The 21,615-nt window shown below is 57.7% G+C and carries 18 protein-coding genes; 8 read left to right on the top strand and 10 right to left on the bottom strand.

Features of this window, described 5'->3' with window-relative positions; translation table 11 throughout:
- The first annotated feature begins 237 nt into the window (after positions 1-237).
- On the top strand, positions 238-714 hold the full coding sequence (greA, locus tag AC6R19_RS22115; protein ID WP_500582052.1) for a transcription elongation factor GreA: 477 nt from the start codon (positions 238-240) through the stop codon (positions 712-714).
- Between the two features lie 67 nt (positions 715-781).
- Here greA and AC6R19_RS22110 read toward each other — a convergent pair whose 3' ends face one another.
- From AC6R19_RS22110 to AC6R19_RS22065, 10 genes are all read right to left on the bottom strand, one after another.
- Entirely contained in the window at positions 782-1,660 is an 879-nt protein-coding gene (locus AC6R19_RS22110) for a hypothetical protein (protein ID WP_500582051.1), read from the bottom strand.
- Positions 1,661-2,172: 512 nt separating this feature from the next.
- A complete protein-coding gene (locus AC6R19_RS22105) occupies positions 2,173-3,054 on the bottom strand; it encodes a hypothetical protein (protein WP_500582053.1) in 882 nt (293 codons plus the stop codon).
- 166 nt (positions 3,055-3,220) lie between these two features.
- Positions 3,221-4,105, bottom strand: coding sequence for a hypothetical protein (locus tag AC6R19_RS22100; RefSeq protein WP_500582050.1), 885 nt, complete (start codon positions 4,103-4,105; stop codon positions 3,221-3,223).
- A 581-nt stretch (positions 4,106-4,686) separates the two neighbouring features.
- Entirely contained in the window at positions 4,687-5,565 is an 879-nt protein-coding gene (locus tag AC6R19_RS22095; RefSeq protein WP_500582049.1) for a hypothetical protein, read from the bottom strand.
- 685 nt (positions 5,566-6,250) lie between these two features.
- Entirely contained in the window at positions 6,251-7,141 is an 891-nt protein-coding gene (locus AC6R19_RS22090; RefSeq protein ID WP_500582048.1) for a hypothetical protein, read from the bottom strand.
- A gap of 33 nt (positions 7,142-7,174) precedes the next feature.
- On the bottom strand, positions 7,175-7,705 hold the full coding sequence (locus AC6R19_RS22085; RefSeq protein ID WP_500582047.1) for a hypothetical protein: 531 nt from the start codon (positions 7,703-7,705) through the stop codon (positions 7,175-7,177).
- 4 nt (positions 7,706-7,709) lie between these two features.
- Entirely contained in the window at positions 7,710-8,507 is a 798-nt protein-coding gene (locus tag AC6R19_RS22080) for a CsgG/HfaB family protein (RefSeq protein ID WP_500582046.1), read from the bottom strand.
- A 117-nt stretch (positions 8,508-8,624) separates the two neighbouring features.
- The gene (locus AC6R19_RS22075) at positions 8,625-9,044 is read right to left on the bottom strand and encodes a curli assembly protein CsgF (RefSeq protein WP_500582045.1); all 420 of its coding nucleotides are present in this window, start codon (positions 9,042-9,044) and stop codon (positions 8,625-8,627) included.
- The gene (locus AC6R19_RS22070) at positions 9,044-9,487 is read right to left on the bottom strand and encodes a curli production assembly/transport protein CsgE (RefSeq protein ID WP_500582044.1); all 444 of its coding nucleotides are present in this window, start codon (positions 9,485-9,487) and stop codon (positions 9,044-9,046) included. Before AC6R19_RS22070 ends, AC6R19_RS22075 begins: the two co-directional genes overlap by 1 nt.
- Positions 9,484-10,077: a response regulator transcription factor gene (locus AC6R19_RS22065; protein ID WP_500582043.1), complete on the bottom strand. Its 594-nt coding sequence runs from the start codon at positions 10,075-10,077 to the stop codon at positions 9,484-9,486. Before AC6R19_RS22065 ends, AC6R19_RS22070 begins: the two co-directional genes overlap by 4 nt.
- A 540-nt stretch (positions 10,078-10,617) precedes the next feature.
- Between AC6R19_RS22065 and AC6R19_RS22060 the strand changes: the two genes are divergently transcribed.
- From AC6R19_RS22060 to AC6R19_RS22030, 7 genes are all read left to right on the top strand, one after another.
- Positions 10,618-11,562: an HlyD family secretion protein gene (locus AC6R19_RS22060; protein WP_500582042.1), complete on the top strand. Its 945-nt coding sequence runs from the start codon at positions 10,618-10,620 to the stop codon at positions 11,560-11,562.
- A complete protein-coding gene (locus tag AC6R19_RS22055) occupies positions 11,552-12,508 on the top strand; it encodes an ABC transporter ATP-binding protein (protein WP_500582041.1) in 957 nt (318 codons plus the stop codon). Before AC6R19_RS22060 ends, AC6R19_RS22055 begins: the two co-directional genes overlap by 11 nt.
- Positions 12,505-13,626, top strand: a complete 1,122-nt coding sequence (locus AC6R19_RS22050; RefSeq protein ID WP_500582040.1) for an ABC transporter permease — start codon at positions 12,505-12,507, stop codon at positions 13,624-13,626. Before AC6R19_RS22055 ends, AC6R19_RS22050 begins: the two co-directional genes overlap by 4 nt.
- Positions 13,627-13,921: 295 nt before the next feature.
- On the top strand, positions 13,922-14,119 hold the full coding sequence (locus AC6R19_RS22045) for a hypothetical protein (protein ID WP_500582039.1): 198 nt from the start codon (positions 13,922-13,924) through the stop codon (positions 14,117-14,119).
- An 84-nt stretch (positions 14,120-14,203) separates the two neighbouring features.
- Positions 14,204-20,629: an RHS repeat-associated core domain-containing protein gene (locus AC6R19_RS22040; protein ID WP_500582038.1), complete on the top strand. Its 6,426-nt coding sequence runs from the start codon at positions 14,204-14,206 to the stop codon at positions 20,627-20,629.
- A 1-nt stretch (position 20,630) separates the two neighbouring features.
- Entirely contained in the window at positions 20,631-21,191 is a 561-nt protein-coding gene (locus tag AC6R19_RS22035; RefSeq protein WP_500582037.1) for a hypothetical protein, read from the top strand.
- A 92-nt stretch (positions 21,192-21,283) separates the two neighbouring features.
- Positions 21,284-21,520 (top strand): transposase, encoded by a 237-nt coding sequence (locus tag AC6R19_RS22030; protein ID WP_500582036.1) that lies wholly within the window; start codon positions 21,284-21,286, stop codon positions 21,518-21,520.
- The last annotated feature ends 95 nt before the right edge of the window (positions 21,521-21,615 follow it).

The raw sequence follows: 21,615 nt of genomic DNA, 5'->3' as shown, positions 1-21,615 counted from the left end.
ATCTTGTAGGCGCCTTGAGCGACCACGTAGAGAAGCCTGAAACTCAGTAATGGTTGGACAGCGGAAACCAGATTAGTGGTTGACATCAGGAGCCGCTTTAGAGAAGCGGCGCGGGGCGGCCATGGGCGGATGGCCGCCCCGCCGCTCCTACAGGCAAATTAATCTTGAGATAGCGGCCGGGCTTCACCCGTATGTGAAGTCCGGTTTCGTAGTAATAAAAATTGGAGGTCCCAAGACTTGAACCGGGTACCAATGACCGTCGAGGGCGCAGAGGCCCTGCGCGCAGAGCTGGAAAAGCTGAAGAAGATAGAGCGCCCCGCTGTAGTAGAGGCCATCGCCGAGGCGCGTGAGCACGGCGACCTGAAAGAGAATGCCGAGTACCACGCCGCGCGGGAAAAACAGGGCTTTATCGAGGGCCGCATTCGGGAGATTGAGGGCAAACTGTCCCTCGCCCAGGTGATCGATGTCAAAGCCATAGAGCCCAGCGACAAGGTCATCTTCGGCACCACCGTTACCATTATCCATATGGATAACGACCAGGAAGTGACCTACAAGATCGTCGGCGACGACGAGGCGGATGTGAAGAACCACAAGATCTCGGTCAATTCACCCATCGCCCGCGCCTTGATCGGCAAGGAAGTCGGCGATGTGGTCGTGGTGCACACGCCTTCCGGCGCAGTGGAATACGAGATAGATTCGGTCGAACACCTGTAATAGTGTTTCTTTCCGGCAAAAAATAAGGGCGGCTTTTGGCCGCCCATATTGTTTTGACCGGCAGGGGTTACTGCACAATCACGCCGACATTGCCAAGGCCGATCTGAGTCGCAACTGCGGTTTCAGAAAAACCCAATTGGATGGTGGAGTGGGAGTTCGCAATGCCCATCTGGGTGGTAATGGCGTTGTGGCCGAAACCGATTTGCAGAGTGTCGGCATCGTTGAGCAAGCCAACCTGGATATGAATCGCGGTGTTCAGGTCACCGATCTGGTCGATATCCGAGTCGTTGAACGCGCCGAACTGCACGCTTGTTGCACTGTTGAAAAAGCCCAGTTGATCGTGGTCGGCAATGTTGGCAAATCCGTTCTGTACAAAAGTGGAAGTATTGCCGAACATGTTTTGGATAAGAATGGCAATATTGGCAATGCCGGACTGATCGATCGAAGCTTCTTGCCCGAACGTGCCCAGCTGTGCGATGGCGGCGATGTTAGCTGAACCCGCCTGGGTTATACTGGCGGTGTTGAATGCCCCCAGCGTCTGTAGAATGAGCCCGAAGTTGCCGGAGCCTGTTTGGGTGATGGAAGCGCTGCTGCCGAATTCCGCCAGCTGCAGGGTAGTGGCGCTGTTGAGAGTGCCGGCTTGAGTGGTCTGCGCACTGTTGCGTTCGCCATCAGACTGCAGGGAGAAGGCGCTGTTCAAGGCTCCAGTCTGGGTCTGGCTGATGGAGCTCAAATCCTCGCCACCAGTCTGAACGGCGACTTCGGAGTTGAAAAAGCCAACTTGATTTTGATCGATCGTGTTGTCGTTGACTCCAAAGCCTATCTGTGTGGCTGACTGAAAGTTACCTGCGCCGACTTGCGATTGGGTCGTGGTATTGCCGGCTGCCAGCACACTACTGCTTGCTGCAAAAAGTACTGCCACGGCGATTGGGGTTAACGTCTTCATGAGTGTCTCCATTACTTCATTACTACAATGAGTTCTGACGTTGAGAGGGTTCAGCAGTGGTTATGCTGAATCGAAATGGCACCTGCGCCGGCGCCATTTGGCTTCACAGCGAAGGAGCAATGCCAGCCTGGCATATACCGCTGCAAACCTTCCCTGCCCGCGGCAATGCAGAGTTTCACTCTGGCTGTCGGCAGCGCGCATAAGCAGGATGAACGGGGTCATGGTAGGGAGGCTTCCCCGATTTAGTTGAAGAACCTGTAAAATGCTCCGTCACCCCTTAGTCTTGTCATATAAATTTCCAGGCGCTATAGGAAATAAGTCGTAATCCATTGGGAAGAAAGTTTTATTTTTCTGGGCGAGGATGCCTCGCGAAAGTGGGCGACCTGCTCCGTGGTATTTCGGTCAACTAAGGTAGTGAGGCTGTTTTCAGAAAATGTGAGCCCGTGGATTGTTGTAAGGAACCTGGCCCCTCACAACAATCCGCGGGTCACAAATAAGATGCCTTCATCGGGCTATTGCACGACGATCGCGGTATTGCCGTTGCCCACTTGGCTCACGATGGCCGTTTCGGAATGTCCGCTCTGGATCACCGTGGCTTCGTTGAGACTGCCGGACTGGCTCACGATGGCCAAGTGGCCGCCGCCCATGCCCAAGGCGCCGGACTGCATCACATTGGTATTGTTGCCAAAGCCATCCTGGCTGATTCTGGCGCTGCTGCCCCAATCCACCTGTACCACATAAGCCTGGTTGCCGAAGCCGCTCTGCAGGATATCGGCCTCGTTGTACATGCCGCTCTGGTCCGTGTAGGCGCGGTTGAAGGCACCCTGCTGGCTGATGCTCGAGACATGCCCACTGCCGCTCTGGGCAATCTGCGCCTCGTTGCCGCTGCCCGCTTGGTAAATGTAGGCGTCGGAATCGAAGCTGGTGTTCTGGCCTATGTAGGCGCCGTGCAGCTGGCCTTGCTGCTCGATCCGTGCCACATTGCCCGCGCCCAGTATCTGGGCGATTTCTGCCTGGTTGCCGAAGCCGGACTGCAGTATCCACGCCTCGCTGTCCTGGCTGCCCAGCTGGTAGATGGCGCCGTCGTTGAGCGCGCCTTCCTGGTGGATGTGTGCGCTATTGAAGGCGCCGCCCTGTTGCAGCGCGAAGGCATTGTTCAGGTTGCCTTGCTGCTTCTGGTAGATGCTCGAACCCACCTCGGCCTGCTGCAGGGCGTCGGCGTTGTGGAAGTTGCCCGTCTGTTGCTGTGAAATGAAGTTGCCGGTGGCGCCGGGGTCCGTCTGGTCGGCAATGGCAGCGTTGCCCGTGCCGTTCTGGTTCACCTCGGCGGTGTTGGTCGCCGCCAGCACTATGCCGCTCGTGGCCAGCAATAGTGTCGCGGCGATGGGGGTCATGGGTTTCACAAGTGGCTCCTTTACTGATTCACCCACAGGATCCCTGTGGTGTCCGGTTGTTCCGCTACCCGCGTCCGCGCCTTGTGGGCCAGCTGGCGGGTTCCTGCCAATTGTTAAAAACGGGCGGCCGCAATGACCGCCCGGGGTTCCCGTTTACGCGATGCGCTTACTGGAGGATAAAGCCGACGTTGCCAAAGCCAACCTGGGTGGCCACCGCGGTTTCGTTGAAGCCTATCTGGGTGGTGTCGTGGAAGTTGAACGCGCCCACCTGGGTAGTGGTGGAGTTGTGGAAGGCCCCGATCTGGGTAGTGTGGGATTCGTTGCCAAAGCCAAACTGGAATTCCGAGGCGGTATGGCCGACGCCTACCTGGACGATGTCCCCTACGTTGAAGGCACCGACTTGCACCTTCAGGGCGGAGCTGCCAATCGAGCCGGTCTGGTCAATGTCACCGGTGTTGAAAAAGCCGACCTGGATGATGTCCGCGTCGTTTGCGAGCGCGAAAACCTGGGTGATATCGGCGTCGTTCCCGAAGCCAACCTGAACGATATTGGCGTCGTTAAGGGCGCTGACAGCCTGCAGAATGGTGCCGGTGTTCGCCGCCCCCACCTGGGTGATGCTGGCGCTATCCAGCAGGCTCACGACCTGGGTGATCCCGGCCACGTTGACGAAGCCCACCTGCGTGATACTGGCGACATCGAGAAGCGTGACTGCCTGGGTGGTGACGGCCACGTTGCCGGCGCCCACCTGGGTAACCGTGGCCAAGTTGAGGGCGCCTCCGGCCTGGACGGAGGAAGCCACGTTCACGGCACCTACCTGGTTCTGCACGATGGTGCTGTCATTCTCACCGGCGGTCTGCAGGGCGATTTCTGTATTGAAGAACCCGAGTTGGTCCTGCACTATCAGGTTGTTGTCCACGCCGATACCGATTTGGGTGGCGCTCTGGAGGTTGCCGACACCGACCTGGTTCTGAATGGTGGTATTGTTGGCCGCGAGTACGCTGCCACTGGCGGCGAAAAGTACTGCTGCGGCAATGGGGTTAAACGTCTTCATGAGTTGCTCCTTTAACTACTAACGTCCGACGTTGGGAATATCAGTACTGCTCACACTGATTTGCGATGGCGCTGATCCCAGCACCATATTGAGCTGCTGCGCTGTTGCGGGCTATTTCCCTTCGGGAAAATATCAGCGCTGCGAATATGGCCAACCTGTTGCTCCACCACTGGGTTCCGGGTCTCGAAGCAGCCCGCTCTCCGGTAGCCAGACGGCCGGCTGGCAGCCATGCCATTGGCTTGGAGAAGGTGCGGGTGGGGAGGGCGGCGGCCAGTGGTGAAATCATGGATTGCTCAAAATTACATCGCTTTGATCAAATAATGATCGAATTCTGAGTTGAGTCTTGTCGCTCTGCGGAGAGGTCGCTATAGGAGGGAAGTGTCGAAACTCTAGGAAGAAAGTTCGATTTTTGATCAGATGTTTTTTAAGGCGCCAGAGAAGGAAGAAAGCCGCGCTTTGGAGATAGATGCTCGATCCCACCTGCAGCAGGGCGTCGGCGTTGTGGAAGTTGCCGGAGCCCGGTGGATTTAGGCAAAAGGGCGGCCGCAAGGGCCGCCCCGTGCTGGGCTCATGCAGTAAGTTTACTGGACGATGATCCCAACGTTGCCGATGCCAACCTGAGAGGCGACGGCTGTTTCGAACAGGCCGATTTGGGTGGTGGAGTGGAAGTTGGCGATACCCAATTGGCTGGTGGTGGCCAGATGGCCGAGACCGATCTGCAGGGTGTCTGCGTCGTTGGCAATGCCGGTCTGGAAGTGAGCGGCAGTGTTCAGAACGCCGAACTGGTCGATGTCAGAGTCGTTGGCAATGCCGTTCTGCACGGTCAGCGCGTTGTTGAAGAAGCCGAGCTGGTCGTGGTCCGCGACGTTGGCAACACCGTTCTGGAAGATGTTGGATACGTTGCCAACCAGAGTCTGGGAGCTGGTGGCCACGTTGCCAAGGCCCACCTGGGCGATGTTGGAATCGCCGAGGAAGCTGAACACCTGGGCAATAACACCCACGTTGCCTGCGCCAACCTGCAGGATATCGGCATCGTTCAGCGCGCCCAGGGTCTGCAGGATCAGCCCGAAGTTCGCAAAGCCTACCTGGACGACCGAAGCACTGCTGCCGAACTCGGCCAGTTGCAGGGTGGTAGCAGAGTTGGCGGCGCCAACCTGTACGGTGTTGGCGTTGTTGAAGGCGCCACCTGCCTGTAGGGAGAAGGCGGCGTTGACAGCACCGACCTGGGTCTGGTCGATGACGCTGTCGTTCTCGCCGGCGGTCTGGATGGCGACTTCACTGTTGAAAAAGCCGAGCTGATCCTGGAGGATCAGGTTGTCATCGACACCGATGCCGACTTGGCTGGCAAACTGGAAGTTGCCCACACCGACCTGGTTCTGCACGGTGGTGTTGTTGGCCGCGAGTACGCTGCCGCTGGCGGCCAGAAGTACTGCTGCGGCGATGGGGGTAAACGTCTTCATGAGTTGCTCCTTTCACTTACGTCCGACGTTGGAAATATCAGTACTGCTCATACTGATTTGCGATGGCGCTGATTCCAGCACCATATTGGGATGCTGCGCTGTGCGGGCTGTTTCGGCTCTGGGAAGTATCAGCGCTGCGAATACTGCCAATCTGTTGCTCTACCACTGGGTTCCGGGTCTCGAAGCTGCTCTCCGCTTACTGCGCTGCCGGCGGGCAGTGAGGCCGCTGGCTTGGCAAAAGCTCGGGTGGAGAGGGCGGCTGGCGGTGATGATTTCATAGGCATGGTCGAAATTTGATCGTTCTGATCAAAAAACAATCGAATACTGAATTGAGTCTTGTCGCTCCGCGGGAGGGCCGCTATAGGAGGGAAGTGTCGAAACTCTAGGAAGAAAGTTCGATTTTTGATCAAGAGGCGGTTTGGAATCTTGCACAAAGCTCTCAGGTCGGATGGGGTACCTCTTTCCGGGACCTTTCACGGCCATGGATGGCCGCGGAGAGCGTACAGGGACGTATTTAGGGGGGCCGGAAAGAGGTACCCCACCCGATCCCCGCACCGCGACCGGGAGTATCGGAGAATTCAAACAGGCTCTAAGGCGCTAGGGGAGGTGGGAATATGCCGAAAGGTGGGTTGCCGCCTTGGAGGGGAGGTAAGATTGGCGGGAAATACGCTGGCAAGGCGACGGGCTAGTGCACCAGAGATACGGAGTTGCCACTGCCAAACTGGGTCACAATGGCTGTCGATGAAAAGCCACTTTGGATGACTGTCGCCTCGTTGAATCCGCCGGACTGGCCGATAACGGACAAATGGCTGCCGCCCATACCGAAGGCGCCTGACTGGATGACATTGGTGTCGTTGAAGAAACCGTCCTGGGTGACAACTGCTCTGTTGTACCAGTCCCCCTGATTCACCAGGACTTCGTTGGCAAAGCCACTCTGGGCGATATCGGACTCCTGGGCGTAGCCCTCCTGGCCTGCAGTCGCCTGGTTGAAGGCACCCTGCTGGCCAGTACTGGAAAAGTGTCCTATGCCGGTTTGGGTGGCGTTGGCGTCGTTGTCGGTACCTTCCTGGTCGATATAGGCTTCGGAGTGAAAGCTGCCGGCCTGTCCGATAGAGGCGCTGTGAACCTGACCGCGCTGCTCGATTGCCGCGATATTGCTCTGGCCGACGACTTGGTTGATTTCTGCAGTGTTATTGAAACCCCGCTGGCGCGCAATCGCCCGGCTATCTGTAGTGGCAGCCTGCACACTCGTGGCTTCGTTGAGCGCGCCGGCCTGGTAGATGTCGCTCTTGTTCTCAGAACCGTTGAGCTGCAGGGCACTGGCCTGGTTCAGTAAGCCGACCTGGACCTGCTCTATACTGCTGCCGGACTCGTCCCGCTGGCTGGCATCGGCGGTGTTATAGGCGCCGTCCTGTTCCTGACGGAGGCTGTTGCCAACGACTCCCGGTCCTATCTGCTCGGCGTAGACGGTATTGCCGGCTCCACCCTGGTTTTGCTCGGCGCCGTTGCCCGCTGCGCCGGCATTGCTGCTGGCAACCAGTGCCGCTACCACGGCGGTGACAGGAAATATTTTCACGATAGAGGCCCCGTGCTGTAATAACCGGAAAATTCAGTTGTACTGGTTGACGATGGTTGTGATTGCTGTGCCCTTCTGGGTGACAGCTGTGTGCAGGCCGTTGCCACTCTGGTAGATGTCCACATTGTGATAGACGCCTATCTGGTTCACCAGAACGGAGTTCTGTATGCCAAACTGGGATATTCCGGCCCCGTTAGCGAAGCCGATCTGGTTGAGGCGAATCAGGTTCTCGTATCCGGCCTGGAGGAGGGCTGCGATATTATCCTCTCCTTTCTGGCGTGAGATCATCGCGTTTTCGTTGCCTGTCTGGGAGACAGACAACCTGTTCTGGTGGCCCTCCTGCAAGGCGGACAGGTAATTCAGGAGTCCGTACTGCTTGGCATCTACATCGTTGAGGTTGCCCTCCTGATGGATAAGCGCCAGGTTGGCGACTGAAATGATATTGTTGAAGTCCAGTTCGCTGCCGCCGGCCAGCTCCGACCCCGAATCCAGATCTGCTCCCCAGGCGCTGTTGAGCGCAAGCAGGGATAGGAACAGGGCTTTGATACAATTTTCAGGTTTCATCGGCTTACATTATGTGAGTACTTTCATTCAGGTAGTACTGCAGCACGGGGTTGTTGATATCGTCGGGATTGGCCAGCGCCCAAGAGTTGTTGACGATGCCTTCACTGATCAGGTGGATGACTGCAGACTCCATGGCTGAGAGCATCGCCAGCTGTGCGGGCTCATTGGTTGTGGTTCCCGCCTCCATCTCGAGAAGACGGCGGAAACTGACGAAACGGTAGACGTCTGCGCTGATGGCTTTCGAATAGACGGTCTTTGACGTCAGCACCGAGTGCAGCACCCGCCCGGAGCGGATGTCGATGGCCCTAAGGTTGACGGTCACCTGGTCGACCCGGTATTGGTCATCGATGCCGATACCAAAATAGCGAACGCCCGCCCCGCCGGTGCGAATATTGGTGTCATAGGCGACAACCCCGCCCTCCAGCAATACATTTGCCGCGACAAGGGAAGGCAGAGGTATATCGTTGTTGGTCGGGGTGTCGGGTTTGGCCAGGGCGGCGCGGATGATTTTCCGCTCTGTCAGCAGATTCTGCAGTCCCTCTCGCTCCAGGGGAATAAACCAGCCGGATTCGTTCAGAACGTCCATTAGCATCGAGGCGCCGCCCTGGGTGACGGCAGTGGAAAAGCTGCTGTTGGGGGCGGGCTTATATTGCCCTGTCTGGTCGCGGAAACTGTATACCGCCGCCAATATCTTTCCCTTGGGCGCCGGCAGGTTGAGCAGGTCCCGGTAGCTGCTGTTCCTCGGTGTGAGCTGCGCGTCAGCCAGGCCCGGCCCGAACAGAGCGTCGCCAGTGCTCTTCACTGTAGTGCATCCACTCAAGGTGGCTATCGCTGCCAGTGCGGGCAAAGCAAACCTTTTTATTGCAATACGCATTGCCTTTGTCTCCTACTTTTATTCCGGCGTAAAGCGACTGGGTTTCTAGTTGGTTGGATTCAGTCCGCTTACGATGATTTCGCTCTTGTCGCCGGTGTTGCGATCGGTGATCAGAACCGTCAAAACCCCGTCGTTGTCGACGATCTGTACAACGAAGTCGTCTGTGATCAGCTCCCCGCTGTTACCGTTGCCGACATCCGTCAATAACTGGTTGAGCAGGCGGGTCTCCAGGGAGTCGGTAAACCGGTCCAGGGCGCTCGGCTGTTCGTAGCCCAAATCCTTTCGGTCCGGATCCTTGAAGCGGTCCTGCGCCTGGGCGTTGTTCAGCAGATAGCTGCCGTTGAGCGGATTGCCACCGAAGTTAGGGTTCACCGGCTCGTAGATCAGTTCTGTGGCGGATGCCAGCCCGGACACCAGGGGAAAGGCGGGGGCAAGAATAAGTCCTGCCAGTTTTACGCGTTTCATCAGAATTCGTCCTTACCTAAGTCAAAGTGATCGGTCAGGGCGCTGCGCACCTTTTCCTGTAGTACCATTTCGTGAATATATTGTGATGCCTCCTCTGCTAAGCGCCGGATGTCGTTTGTGCTCGGACTGATAAACCGCCGGAAGACAGTTTTTTCGTTGTAGGTAATCCAGATCAGGTTGCCCCACCTTGCGGAGGGACGTTCGTGAATCGTCAGGTTGTAGTCGCTGTCCGGGTAGTGCAGGTTGCGGTATTCGCTCATATAGCGGGCAAAGTCGTGCCCGGTCCGGGTGATGGTCCGGTCTATATTGAAGCCGCTGATTTCATCTTCGAGGCGCCCGCTGCTCTCCTCCAGGGCACCGCCATTAACTCCTGTTTCGTCATTCCCTTCCTGTGCGAACGCCAGGGTGGACAGCAGTGTAAATAGAAGCGCTAGCCGTTTCATATTCGCTCAGCCTGGAGGTGCATCTTGGCCCAGTTACTGGCCTGAAGCCGATTCTTGACGCCAATCTTGCGAAAGATGTTGTACATATGGTTCTTCACCGTGTGCTCGCTCAGGTGCAGCCTGGAAGCGATGACACTGTTCGGCTCTCCGGTAGTCAGCTGTGTCAGTATTTCCTGCTCGCGCCTGGTGAGTAAAAGTCCGTTCTGAAGGTCCTCTGCGAGGGCAGTGTCTCCACTCTGGATGGCGGTTCCGAGCTTTTTGATCAGGTTTTCCTGGTTGGTGGAGGTGTCGCACAGGAGATGGAAGTTCTTTCGCTTTAATTTTTCCGCCATATGGCTGGAAATATCGGCGGGAAAGTTGATTAGCAGAACCTTCGGATGGGAAAGGCTCTTCAAATAGTACAAAATCTGATTTGACTCAGAATTCATCGCTATTTGCCAGCAGTCAATGACGATAGCCTGGTAGTGTTGAAGGCAGTGGCGTTGTTTACCTATCTCGGCTTTCTCCCAGCTGTAGGGGAGTGAGTCTGAAATCAGGGAAAACAGCAACTCTCCGTGCAGGCCGGAATTGCTAAAAAAAAGAACCGGCATATACCTCTTACCTCTCCGTGGCTAGATCAATACTTAAAACCTGGATCTAGATCCATTCCGCGACCTCCTGTCGCAAGAATTTTTCCATCTTGCCAGACTTTCTACCCTGGCAGGTGGAGGAAATCTCCATGCTCAAGGTTATCCAAAATGGGTTAAATAACTCGGTAAATGAGAAGTTAGTTTGGAGTGTAGTTGTTGATAGTGGCTTTTCCAGACAAAAATAGTGTCATGTTTTTTAGGGGGTTGGGCTCTCCTGTTTGCTTTTTCCGGTCCCCTGAAGTCCTTGTATGGTCAACATGTAAGTGGAGAGAGAATAAAACAGAACCTCCTGGCGCAACGAATAGTTTCGCTATGCTATAGGTTGATTGCCGCGGCACAGCGCTGTTTCCAGTGGGCGGTAATACAGACAGAAGGCCAAGGGTGCCGGGGACTGAAGTGCAGCGTTTTGATCCATTGACTACAGCTGTGCCCTCGCGACGATATACGGTTTCCGCCGGTCGCCTGGGCAGATTCCCGTATTTAATGGTGCTACTGGCATTCTTGAGCAGCTGTCAGGCAGAGCCCGACCGCGCCCTGGGCACCCTGGAGTGGGACCGCATAGCACTGCCTGCGCCGGCGGCGGAAAAAATTGTCGAAATCAGCGTGCGCGAAGGTGAGCGCGTCAGGGCGGGACAGCAGCTGCTGCAACTGGACGAAAGCCGCACGCGGGCGCAGCTTGCGGCGGCGCGCGCGGAAGTGGCGCGCAACGAGGCGTTGCTGAAGGAGCTGGAGGCGGGCCCGCGTGTCGAGGAAATCCAGCGCGCCGAGGCCAGCCTGGACGCCGCTATCGCGGAGGAGAAGGACGCCCGGAAAAACTACCAGCGCCTGCGGGAGCTGGGCGGCAAGGACTATATTTCCCAGTCGGATATCGACCGCGCCAAGGCCGCCGCCGACGGTGCCAGCGCGCAGGTGGAGTCCGCCCGAGCGGCATTGCTGGAGCTGCAGCGCGGCACGCGCAGCGAGGATATAGCACAGGGCAAAGCGGCGCTGGCCCAAGCCCGCGCCGAGGCGGAGGCCCAGTCTGTGTTGTTGCAGAAACTCCGGGTGCAGGCGCCCCGCAATGGGCTGGTGGACAGCCTGCCGTTCAAACTGGGCGACGAGGCGCCAGTTGGCGGCCCCCTGGCGATTATGCTGGTAGGCGACACGCCCTACGCTCGCGTCTATGTTCCACAGCCGCTCAGGTCGGGTATCCAGGTCGGCGACGAAGTGGCCGTTTTTATCGATGGCGTGGAAAAACCCTTTGCCGGAACTGTGCGCATGGTTCGCAGTGAACCCAGCTTTACCCCTTACTACGCCCTGACCGGCGACGATGTGGCCAGGCTCAGCTATCTGGCGGAAATCCAGCTGGGCGAGGACGCCGCCGGATTACCCGCCGGCCTGCCGCTGTGGGCCCAATTCATCCAAGACGCGGGTGCGCGCATCCGGGAGAGCACCGATGGCCACTGATGCCGATATCGCGATCCGTGCCCGTGGCATGAGCAAAAACTTCGGCGACCTGCGCGCGGTGGACGATGTGGATCTCACCGTCGCCCGCCGCCAGGTGTACGGCTTTCTGGGCCCCAACGGCTCCGGCAAGTCCACCAGCATCCGCATGCTGTGCGGACTGCTGACCCCCAGCGCCGGGGAGATAGAGGTCCTCGGACTCCGCATTCCCGAACAGGCGGAGGAGCTGCGCCGCCATATCGGCTATATGACGCAGCAGTTCTCCCTGTTTACTGACCTGACCCTGCGGGAAAACCTGGAATTCCTTGCCGCGGTGCAGAACCTCTCGCGCGAAAAGACACGGCAGCGGGTAGACGAGCTGCTGCAGGAGTACGGCTTTTCCGAACGCGCCGATCAGATGGCGGGCACCCTGAGCGGCGGGCAGAAGCAGCGCCTGGCACTGGCGGGCAGCGTGATCCACAAGCCGGAGCTACTGTTTCTCGACGAGCCCACCAGCGCAGTGGACCCGGAATCCCGCCGGGACTTCTGGGAGAAACTGTTCGAGCTGGCGGACGCCGGTACCACCATCCTGGTTTCCTCCCACTATATGGACGAGGCGGAGCGCTGCCACCGGCTGGCGATTCTCGATCGCGGCCGCCTGGTGGCGGACGGCAGTCCCTCTGAACTCACCGGGGCCCTGGAAGGGCGCACCCTGGAGGTGCGGGCCGAGCGGCCGCGGCAAGCAAAAAAAGTGCTGCTGCAGGTGCCCGGTGTGATCAGCGCTGCGCAGATAGGCAACAGCCTGCGGGTCCTATGCGAGGAGACCGATGACTGTGGGGCGCGTATCGAGCAGTCCTTTGCCGAGGAGAAAGTCGAAGCCGAGGTGAACCCGACTGAGCCGAGCCTGGAGGATGTCTTTGTCGCCGCTACCAACAAAGCGCTCGAAGAGCCGCAAGCGGAAGTGCCGTGAACTGGCGCCGCCTCTGGGCAGTGGTGATCAAGGAACTGCGCCAACTGCGCCGGGACCGCATCACCCTGGGGATGATCGTCGGCGTGCCCATTGTGCAGCTGCTGCTGTTCGGCTATGCGATCAACCTGAATCCCCGCCACCTGCCCACCGCCATCGCCGATCAGGCGCAGACCAGCGGCTCGCGCCAGGTGGTGATGGATATGCTCGCCACCGGCGTGATAGAAGCTGTCGCGGAGGCCGAGAGCCCGCAACAGCTGATGACCATGCTGCGCCGTGGCGAGATCAGCGTCGGCGTGGTGATCCCGGTGGACTTCGAGCGCCGCCGGGCCCAGGGTGAGGAGGCGGTACAGGTGCTGGTGGACGGCAGCGATACGGTGGTGCAGAACGCCGCCGTGCAGCTGGCACAGATGCCGCTCACTTACACACCGGCCCAACCGCGAAGCTCGTCGGGGAGGGACTCCTCTGTGCCGCTGCCCCAGTTGCCGATCGGCGTGGTGGCCTTCTACAACCCGCAGAGGGTGTCGGCCATCAACATAGTGCCGGGGCTGATCGGCATCATCCTGACGATGACCATGGTGATGTTCACTTCCATCGCCATAGTGCGCGAGCGAGAGCGGGGCAATATGGAGTTGCTGCTCGCGACGCCGGTCAGCAGCGCCGAATTGATGCTCGGCAAGGTGCTGCCCTATTGGGCGATAGGCCTGATCCAGACCAGCCTGGTCCTGTTGGCGGGCATGCTGCTGTTCCAGGTGCCGATCCGCGGCAGCCTGCTGGATGTCTACTGGTCGGCGATATTGCTGATCCTCGCCAACCTGACCCTGGGCCTGCTGATCTCCACCCGCGCCCAGTCCCAGTTCCAGGCCATGCAGATGACCTTCTTCGTCTTCGTGCCGTCGATACTGCTGTCCGGCTTCATGTTTCCCTTCGACGGCATGCCCGAGCCCGCGCAGTGGATTGCGGAACTGCTGCCCCTGACCCACTTCCTGCGCCTGATCCGCGGCATCATGCTGCGCGGCGCCGACCTCCCGGAGCTTTGGCCGGACTGGCTGGCGCTGGTGGTGTTTATCGCGGTGATGATGACGTTGGCGATACTGCGTTTCCGCAAGAGCCTCGATTAAATCCCGTCCGCTTATTGGCTTGCCTATTTAATCGCTATTCAATTACACGTCATTACAAGCTGAAGCCAAAAGCGCTCATTATGGTTATCATCTGCCTCTTGATTATTTGCCCGGCGATTTGCCGGGCGTTTGTCTTCGGGGATCGATTGGGGGAAACATGCAACGCTTATTTTCCGCGGCTACTCGGCCGGCTTTCTGTCTTTTTCATTACCTATTCACAAAACTTTCCTCTTACCGAAAAAAGATAGCCTTGCCTTCCTCGCTTCTGGCCTCATTCGTACTGCTGTGTTCGGCAATGCTGAGTTCCCCCGCCTCGGCGGGCGAGTTCCCGGTGTATGAAAAAGAGACTTTCCTGCGCTCCACGGGAAAGCCGGTAGCGGAGCAGCGCACCTTTACCGCCCCCGCCGACGACCAGCTTTACACCCTGAGGCTCTACAACGGAGCCAGTGGCGCTCCGGCAGTAACTTCGGGTCGGGTAACCGTCAACGGCTGACAGATACTAGGGCCCAACGACTTCAAGCCGCAGTCCGGCTACGTAGAGCGCAGCCTGCCTCTGGAGCGCGAAAACACACTGGCAGTGAAGCTGGCCGGCAGGCCGGGCAGTGGCCTGGCTCTTGAAATTATCGGTATCGACAATGAACCTCCCGCGATCGAGGCCAGCATAGATCCCGGAGCCAACGCCGCCGGCTGGCACAACCGCGACGTCACTGTCTCCTTTGTTTGCAGCGATTCACTGAGCGGTATCGCCCAATGCCCCGAGCCGACGACCCTTGCGGAGGAGGGCGCCGATCAACTGGTCACCGGTACTGCGGTGGACAGAGCCGGCAATACCGCCAGTGCGGAAGTCACCGTCAACCTGGACAAGACCCCGCCCGTTGTCTCCATAGTGGAGCCAGCAGCCGGTACTGTACTGCTGAACCGGCGCCCGGATATCGGTCTCTTGGTTTCCGACAATCTCGCCCTGAATAGCGCCTCGCTGGCACTGACCGCCAACGGCGCTCCCCTCTCTGCAGACTGCACTGTCGACAGCGGTGCGGCACTCTGCCTCCCGCAGAGTGATCTACCCCTGGGACAACTCACCCTCTCCGCCACTGTGGCCGACCTCGCCGGCAACAGCGCCAGCAGCGAAATCACCCTGACCATCGCCGCCGACAGCGACGGCGATGGCGTTATCGACGAACAGGACCAGTGCCCCGGCACCCCCGCGGGCACCGAAGTGGACGACACCGGCTGCGAACGCGGCGGCCAGCTGCCCCCGGAACCGCAAGCAGTGGCCACGCCGATAGACACCACCGGCACCTCCAGCCTGAAGAGCACCACAGAATTCCTCTACACCGGCAGCAACCCGATACAGACCGGCGTGGACCCTGTAACCATCGAGGAGCGCCGCGCCTCGGTGATCCGCGGCACGGTGCGCGACAAGGAAAACAACCCGCTGCCCGGCGTCACCATCACCATCAAGGACCATCCGGAATTCGGCCAGACCCTGAGCCGCGAGAGCGGCGGCTTCGATATGGCCGTCAACGGCGGTGGCTACCAGGTGATCGACTACGAGAAGGAGGGCTTCCTCTCCGCCCAGCGCCGGGTCAAGGCCCCCTGGAACGACTACGCCCTGGCCGAAGACGTGGTGTTGATCCCGCTGGACAGCCAGGTCACCAATATCGACCTCACCGACAGCAGCCAGCCTTTCCAGGTGCACCGCGGCAGCCTGCAGACCGACGACGACGGCAGCCGCCAGGCCACCATCCTCTTCCCCGCCGGCACCACCGCCACCATGACCCTGCCCGGCGGCAGCGTAACGTCCATCGACCAGCTGAGCGTACGCGCCACCGAATACACCGTCGGCGAAAACGGCCCGGAAACTATGCCCGGCCCCTTGCCGCCCACCAGCGGCTACACCTACGCCGTGGAACTCAGCGTGGACCAGGCCATCGCCGCCGGCGCCATCCGCGTGGACTTCAGCCAGCCGCTGCCTGTGTATGTGGACAACTTCCTCGAATTCCCCGCCGGTACCATAGTGCCCGCCGGCTGGTACGACCGCGAGAAGGCGGCGTGGATACCTTCGGACAATGGCGTGGTGGTCGAGATTATCGGTATTGTCGACGGTCTTGCCGAGTTGGATGTGGATGGCAGCGGGGTTGCTGCTGATGCTGCCGCGCTGGGTGAACTGGGTATTACCGATGCCGAGAGGCAGCAGCTGGCGCAGTTGTATAGCGAAGGTAAGAACCTCTGGCGTATTCCCACTTCTCACTTCACTCCCTGGGATTACAACTGGCCCTACGGGCCGCCGGAGGATGCCGAGAGGCCAGAATCGCCAGAGCCGGAGGGTGATGATCCCGAACAAGATCCGGAAGAAGAGTGCGGTTCCATTATCGAGTGCCAGGGGCAGGTGCTGCGCGAGCGGATTCCGGTTATAGGTACGCCCTTTACACTGAATTACCGCAGCGATCGGGTTCCCGGGCGCAAGGCCTATGCGGACATCCAGCTTACGAGTGAGACAGTTTCCTCATCGCTACAGCAAGTTGTGTTGGAAGTCTCCATCGCCGGGCGTCATTTTAGATACAACTTCGAGCCCCAGGCCGATCTCAGCTATCGCTTTGTTTGGGATGGGGAGGATTCCTATGGCCGAAAGCTTGTGGGCAGCCATACAGCAAATATTCGTATCGGCTATGTCTATGAGGCGGTGTACTACGAGCCGGATGATTTCGAGCGTGCTTTTGCCAGCGCTGGTAGCGGGTTTATTACCCGTAATAGTGGCGGAAATGTTTCTGCGAGACAGCCGGTTATCTTGTGGCAGTCCGTGCAGAAGCACTTGGAAGCGACCGCTTTGAATAACGAGATGCTTGGTGCTTGGACTATTTCGCAGTATCACCAGTATGAATTCGGTAGCCAAAAATTGGCTATGGGTAATGGTTCAATCATTGACCAGAAAACCCAGGGAAATATTATCGATACAGTGGCGGGAACTATGTATCGAGGCTACAGCGGAGATGGCTTCCCAGCTACAGAAGCAAGGCTCCAATGGCCAAATAGTGTAGCCTTTGGAGATGATGGAAGTTTATACATTGCGTTAGCGGGTATAGACAATCCGTTTACTGGAGTCGGAAGTCACTACATTCGTCGGGTAAACTCGAATGGGATCATTACCACAATCGCTGGAAGTCGTTACCCCGGCTATAGTGGTGACGGTGGCCCTTCAGGTTCCGCGCGCCTGAATGTGCCCAGGGATGTGTCTTATGGTCCGGATGGGAGCCTCTATATAGCAGACTCAAACAATTATCGAGTACGTAAAATTGATCCAGATGGAATTATTACGACTGTGGCCGGAACTGGAACCAGGGGGTTTAGTGGCGATGGTGGCCTTGCCACGGATGCGAATCTCGAAGCGTTAGTTAGTGTGGTTGCAGCTCCCGATGGTAGTTTCTTTATTGGTGTTGGAAGTAGGATACGTAAAGTTAGTCCCGACGGCATCATTACGACGATAGCGGGAACTGGGCGTGCTGGGTTTGGCGGCGACGGTGGCCCGGCCGTGGAAGCTAGGTTGAAGAACACAAATGATTTGGCTTTGGCTCCAGACGGCAGCCTCTATGTGGCAGATACGTCCAATCGTCGAATTCGACGTATTGGGCCTGATGGTGTAATTACAACGGTAGCCGGCACAGGAGTATGCAGTTCTGACGGAGATGGGGGCGCTGCCACCGAAGCTGGCTTATGTGGCCCGGGAGGCTTGGCTTACGGTGCCGATAATGCGCTTTATATCGTGGATAGAAGTGCTCGTCGCATTAGACGAGTTGGCACCAATGGTATTATTACAACTGTGGCTGGAAGCGGGGATAGCGACCCACTTGGTGATGGGGGGCCAGCTATTAATGCTGGGTTTGCTGCTCCGGCCAGTGCGGTTCATGGCGAAGACGGTAGCCTCTACATTGCTGATGAAGGCGCATTTACTTCGCAGCATCATAGAATTCGTAGAGTTAAATCTAATGCGCAGGGGGGAATCGGCTTTGGTGATGTTTTGGCCACTTCTCTTGATGGATCGCAGCTGTTCAATTTCGATGCAAGTGGTCGCCATCTCAAGACTCGTGATGCTTTCACCGGTGCGTTGGTTTACCGTTTCCATTACGACACCAACAACCTGCTTATCCGTATCGAAGACGCCGATGGCAACGACACCATTATCGAGCGCGACAGCTCGGGCACTCCCTTAGCGATAGTTGCTCCCGACGGTCAGCGCACAACCTTGACGCTGGACCCCAACGGCTACCTCGCCAGCGTCACCAACCCGGCCGGCGAGAGCTACACCATGGCCTACACCGAGGACGGCCTGCTCACCCGCTTCACCGATCCCAACCAGCACAGCTCCACCATGACCTACGACGAGCTGGGCTACCTGACAACCGACATCAACGCCGCGGGCGGCGGCTGGACCCTGGAAAAGGAAGGCCTCTCCCCAGGCCAGGAATACCGCATGACCTCCGCCGAAGGCCGCACCACCCGCTACCAGGTGGCGCCGCAGAGCGCCGGCGGCCGCCTGCGCACCAATATCTACCCGGACGGCACTTTACTGACAAAACTGTTCGGCACCGGCGGCGACGTGCTCACCATAGCGCCCGACGGCACCGAAACCTACCGCAAGCGCGGCCCCGATCCCCGCTTCGGCATGGGCGCCCCGGTCCCGGAAAACGTCACCGTCACCACGCCCGCTGGCCTGGAGCAGGTGACCACCACTATCCGCACCGCGGAACTGGAAGACAAGGCAGACCTGCTGAGCCATACCTCCCTGGGCCAAACCGTCAGCGTCAACGGCCGCACCACAACGGCCAGCTACGATGCCGCAACCCGCACCTGGCAGAGCAGCACACCCGAAGGCCGCCTGAGCACTACAGTGCTCGATGAAAAGGGGCGCCCGGTCTCCCAGCAGTCCGGCGGCCTGGCGCCCCTCGGCCTCGGCTATGACCCTCGCGGAAGACTGGTCGAATCCACTGCGGGCACTGGCATGGAGCAGCGCAATGTGAGCTACAGCTACGGCTCAGACGGCTTCCTGGAAAGCATTACTGACACACTGCAGCGCACCACCAGCTTCGACTACGATCTCGCCGGCCGCGTCACCCGCCAGACCTACCACGACGGTCGCAGCGTCGGCTACCAGTACGACCCCGCCGGCAACCTCACTGCCATCACCCCGCCGGGGCGCGAAGCGCATATATTCAGCTACACAGACGTAAATCTGGAGGAGGGCTACAACCCGCCGGACCTGGATGGCGTGGAAACCGTAACCAGCTATCAATACAACCTGGACAAGCAACTGACCGCGGTGGAACGCCCGGATGGTCGCACCATTTCCTATGGTTATGACGACGGTGGCCGCCTCGCCAGCCGCACCATCGCCCGCGGCAGCTACGGCTATACCTACGACGCGAACACCGGCCAGCTGAGCAGCATCACCGCTCCCGGCGGCAGCACCCTGAGCTACAGCTACGACGGCTTCCTGCCCCTGTCCGAAACCTGGGGTGGCAGCGTCGCCGGCAGCGTGTCCTGGAGCTACGACAACAACTTCTGGCTCACCGAGCAGTGCGTCAACACCGACAACTGCGTCAGCTTCGGCTATGACCAGGACGGCCTGCTCACCCAGGCCGGCGACCTGAGCCAGACCCGGGATGCCCAGAACGGCCTGTTGGCAGATTCGTCGCTGGGCAATATTTCCACAGATTTCGGCTACAACAGCTTCGGTGAACTGCTCAGCGCTGAAACCGAAGCCTCGGGTAGCGCTCTGGCCAGCTTCGGCTACCAGCGCGACAGTCTCGGCCGCATCAGCAGCAAAACCGAAACCCTCAACGGCAGTCTGGTAACTGAAAGCTACGACTACGACACTGTGGGCCGCCTGAAGTCCGTCACCCGCGATGGTGTCACCACCAGCTGGCAATACGACAGTAACGGTAACCGCACTCACGAAAACGGCCAGCAGATCGCCACCTACGACGAACAGGACCGCCTGCTCACCTACAGGGAGGCCAGCTATAGCTACACCGCCAATGGCGAACTGAAGAGCAAGATTGAAGGCGGTGTCACTACCAGCTACAGCTACGACGAGTTCGGCAATCTGATCAGCGTAGCCCTGCCCGGAGACGTGCAGATTGAGTACCTGATCGACGGCCGCGACCGCCGCATCGGCAAGAAGGTCAACGGCCAGCTGGTGCAGGGTTTCCTCTATGAAGACCAGTTGAATCCCGTGGCTGAGCTGGATAGCAACGGAAACGTAGTTGCCCGTTTCATCTACGGTGAAAAGACCAATGTGCCCGCCTACATGATCAAGGGTGGTACCACTTATCGTATTATCAGCGACCATCTGGGCAGCCCAAGATTGGTCGTCAACGCCAGCACCGGTGAGATCGCCCAGCGAATGGACTATGATGCCTGGGGTAACGTGGTCTCCGATACCAATCCCGGCTTCCAGCCATTTGCGTTTGCTGGTGGTATCTATGATCAGCATACCCTGCTGACGCGATTTGGTGCCCGGGACTACGATGCGCAGATTGGACGATGGACGGCGAAAGATCCCATTCGTTTTGATAGTGGAGATTTTAGCTTGTTTGGTTACGCTGGAAGTGACCCGGTAAATAATGTTGATTTGGATGGATTGAGAACAACTACTAGTGTAGCCCCAGGAAATCCATATTCGAGAATTAATAGAAATAATAGGAAGTTGGCTTCTGAGCAGCAGGCTTTGAGGGATAGGATGAATAATCTTGATAGAAAAGCTAAAGAGAACAAATGGATCTTAGATAATGTTATTTCCGAAACAGAACGACGAATGCATCCTATTTTTCCTATGAAATGTGTCGAGCGTGTGTGCCCTTGGGATAATTTGAATCCCCAGTCTTGCGAAATGTCAGGGCAAAAACTGTCTCCGCTAAGGGCTCCAGAAAATGGTTGCTATTGTGTTAAAGAGGCGCCTGCGTGGTCTGGGCCCATTGGAGATACTGGTTTTATAGTGGAGCGCTAGTATGAAAACTATATTTTTACTGATTTTTTTATTGTCTTTCTCGTTAACCATTTCTTGTGCGAAAGGGTCAGGCGAGTCTAAAGATTTAGATTCGTCAATTTTGGATTTAAATGGTGATGGTATTCCTGATGTTTCCTATGAGGATGCAGATGATGGGTATTATGAGCTTATAGATAGGAATTTTGACTCAAAAGTCGATGTGTCAAATTTTTATGGGAAGAAAGACGATAAAATAATCAGCAGTAAGCAGGATGACAATTTTGATGGCTATCTGGAAACGAAAACCATTTTTGAGAATGGTCTTCCTGCTGTTACAGCGGTTGATGAAGTTTGCGATGGTATGGCCAGTATTGTATTCGTGTATAAAGATGGTGTTACAGAGTGGGCAGAAAAGCTTGACCTCTCTCCCTCTGATGGCGCTAAGGGCGCAATTCGTAGAATTGAGTACAAGTTCGGTTTTCCGGAAAGTGAAAAAATTGAGGAGTTTTCCGGGAGCAAAGAGAGTTTTCACAAGAGGGTCTTGTCTTATATGGCCGGGCACACCTATACGGGATGTTTGTAAAAGGCAAGAGTTCCGGGGACAGTATACTTCCCGGAGTTCCGGGAATTCAGGGGTAGTGCTTAATTGCTGAGTCAATTTGGAGAGGTAGGTAGATGGCACGAATAGCCCGCGTGGTTCTTCCCGGATGCCCACATCACGTCACCCAGCGGGGGAATCGACGTCAGCAAACCTTCTTTTTCGACGAGGACTATCAAGCGTATATCGATCTATTGGCGGATGCTTGTCGGATGCATGGTACAGAAGTTTGGGCTTGGTGTCTGATGCCGAACCACGTCCATCTGGTATTGGTGCCTTCGTTGGAAGATGGGTTGCGCGGAGGCTGTAAATAATTCTGTGTAACCGCCCATGCCGCTGGTTACTGGTGATCGACCAAGCGATCACCAAATTCGATCATAAAACGGTTTAGCGCTGGCTTCCAGTTGCG

It is taken from the genome of Microbulbifer sp. SE14 (assembly GCF_059834885.1).
The sequence above is the reverse complement of the archived record's forward strand: the minus strand, read 5'-3'. Positions and strand labels throughout refer to the sequence as shown.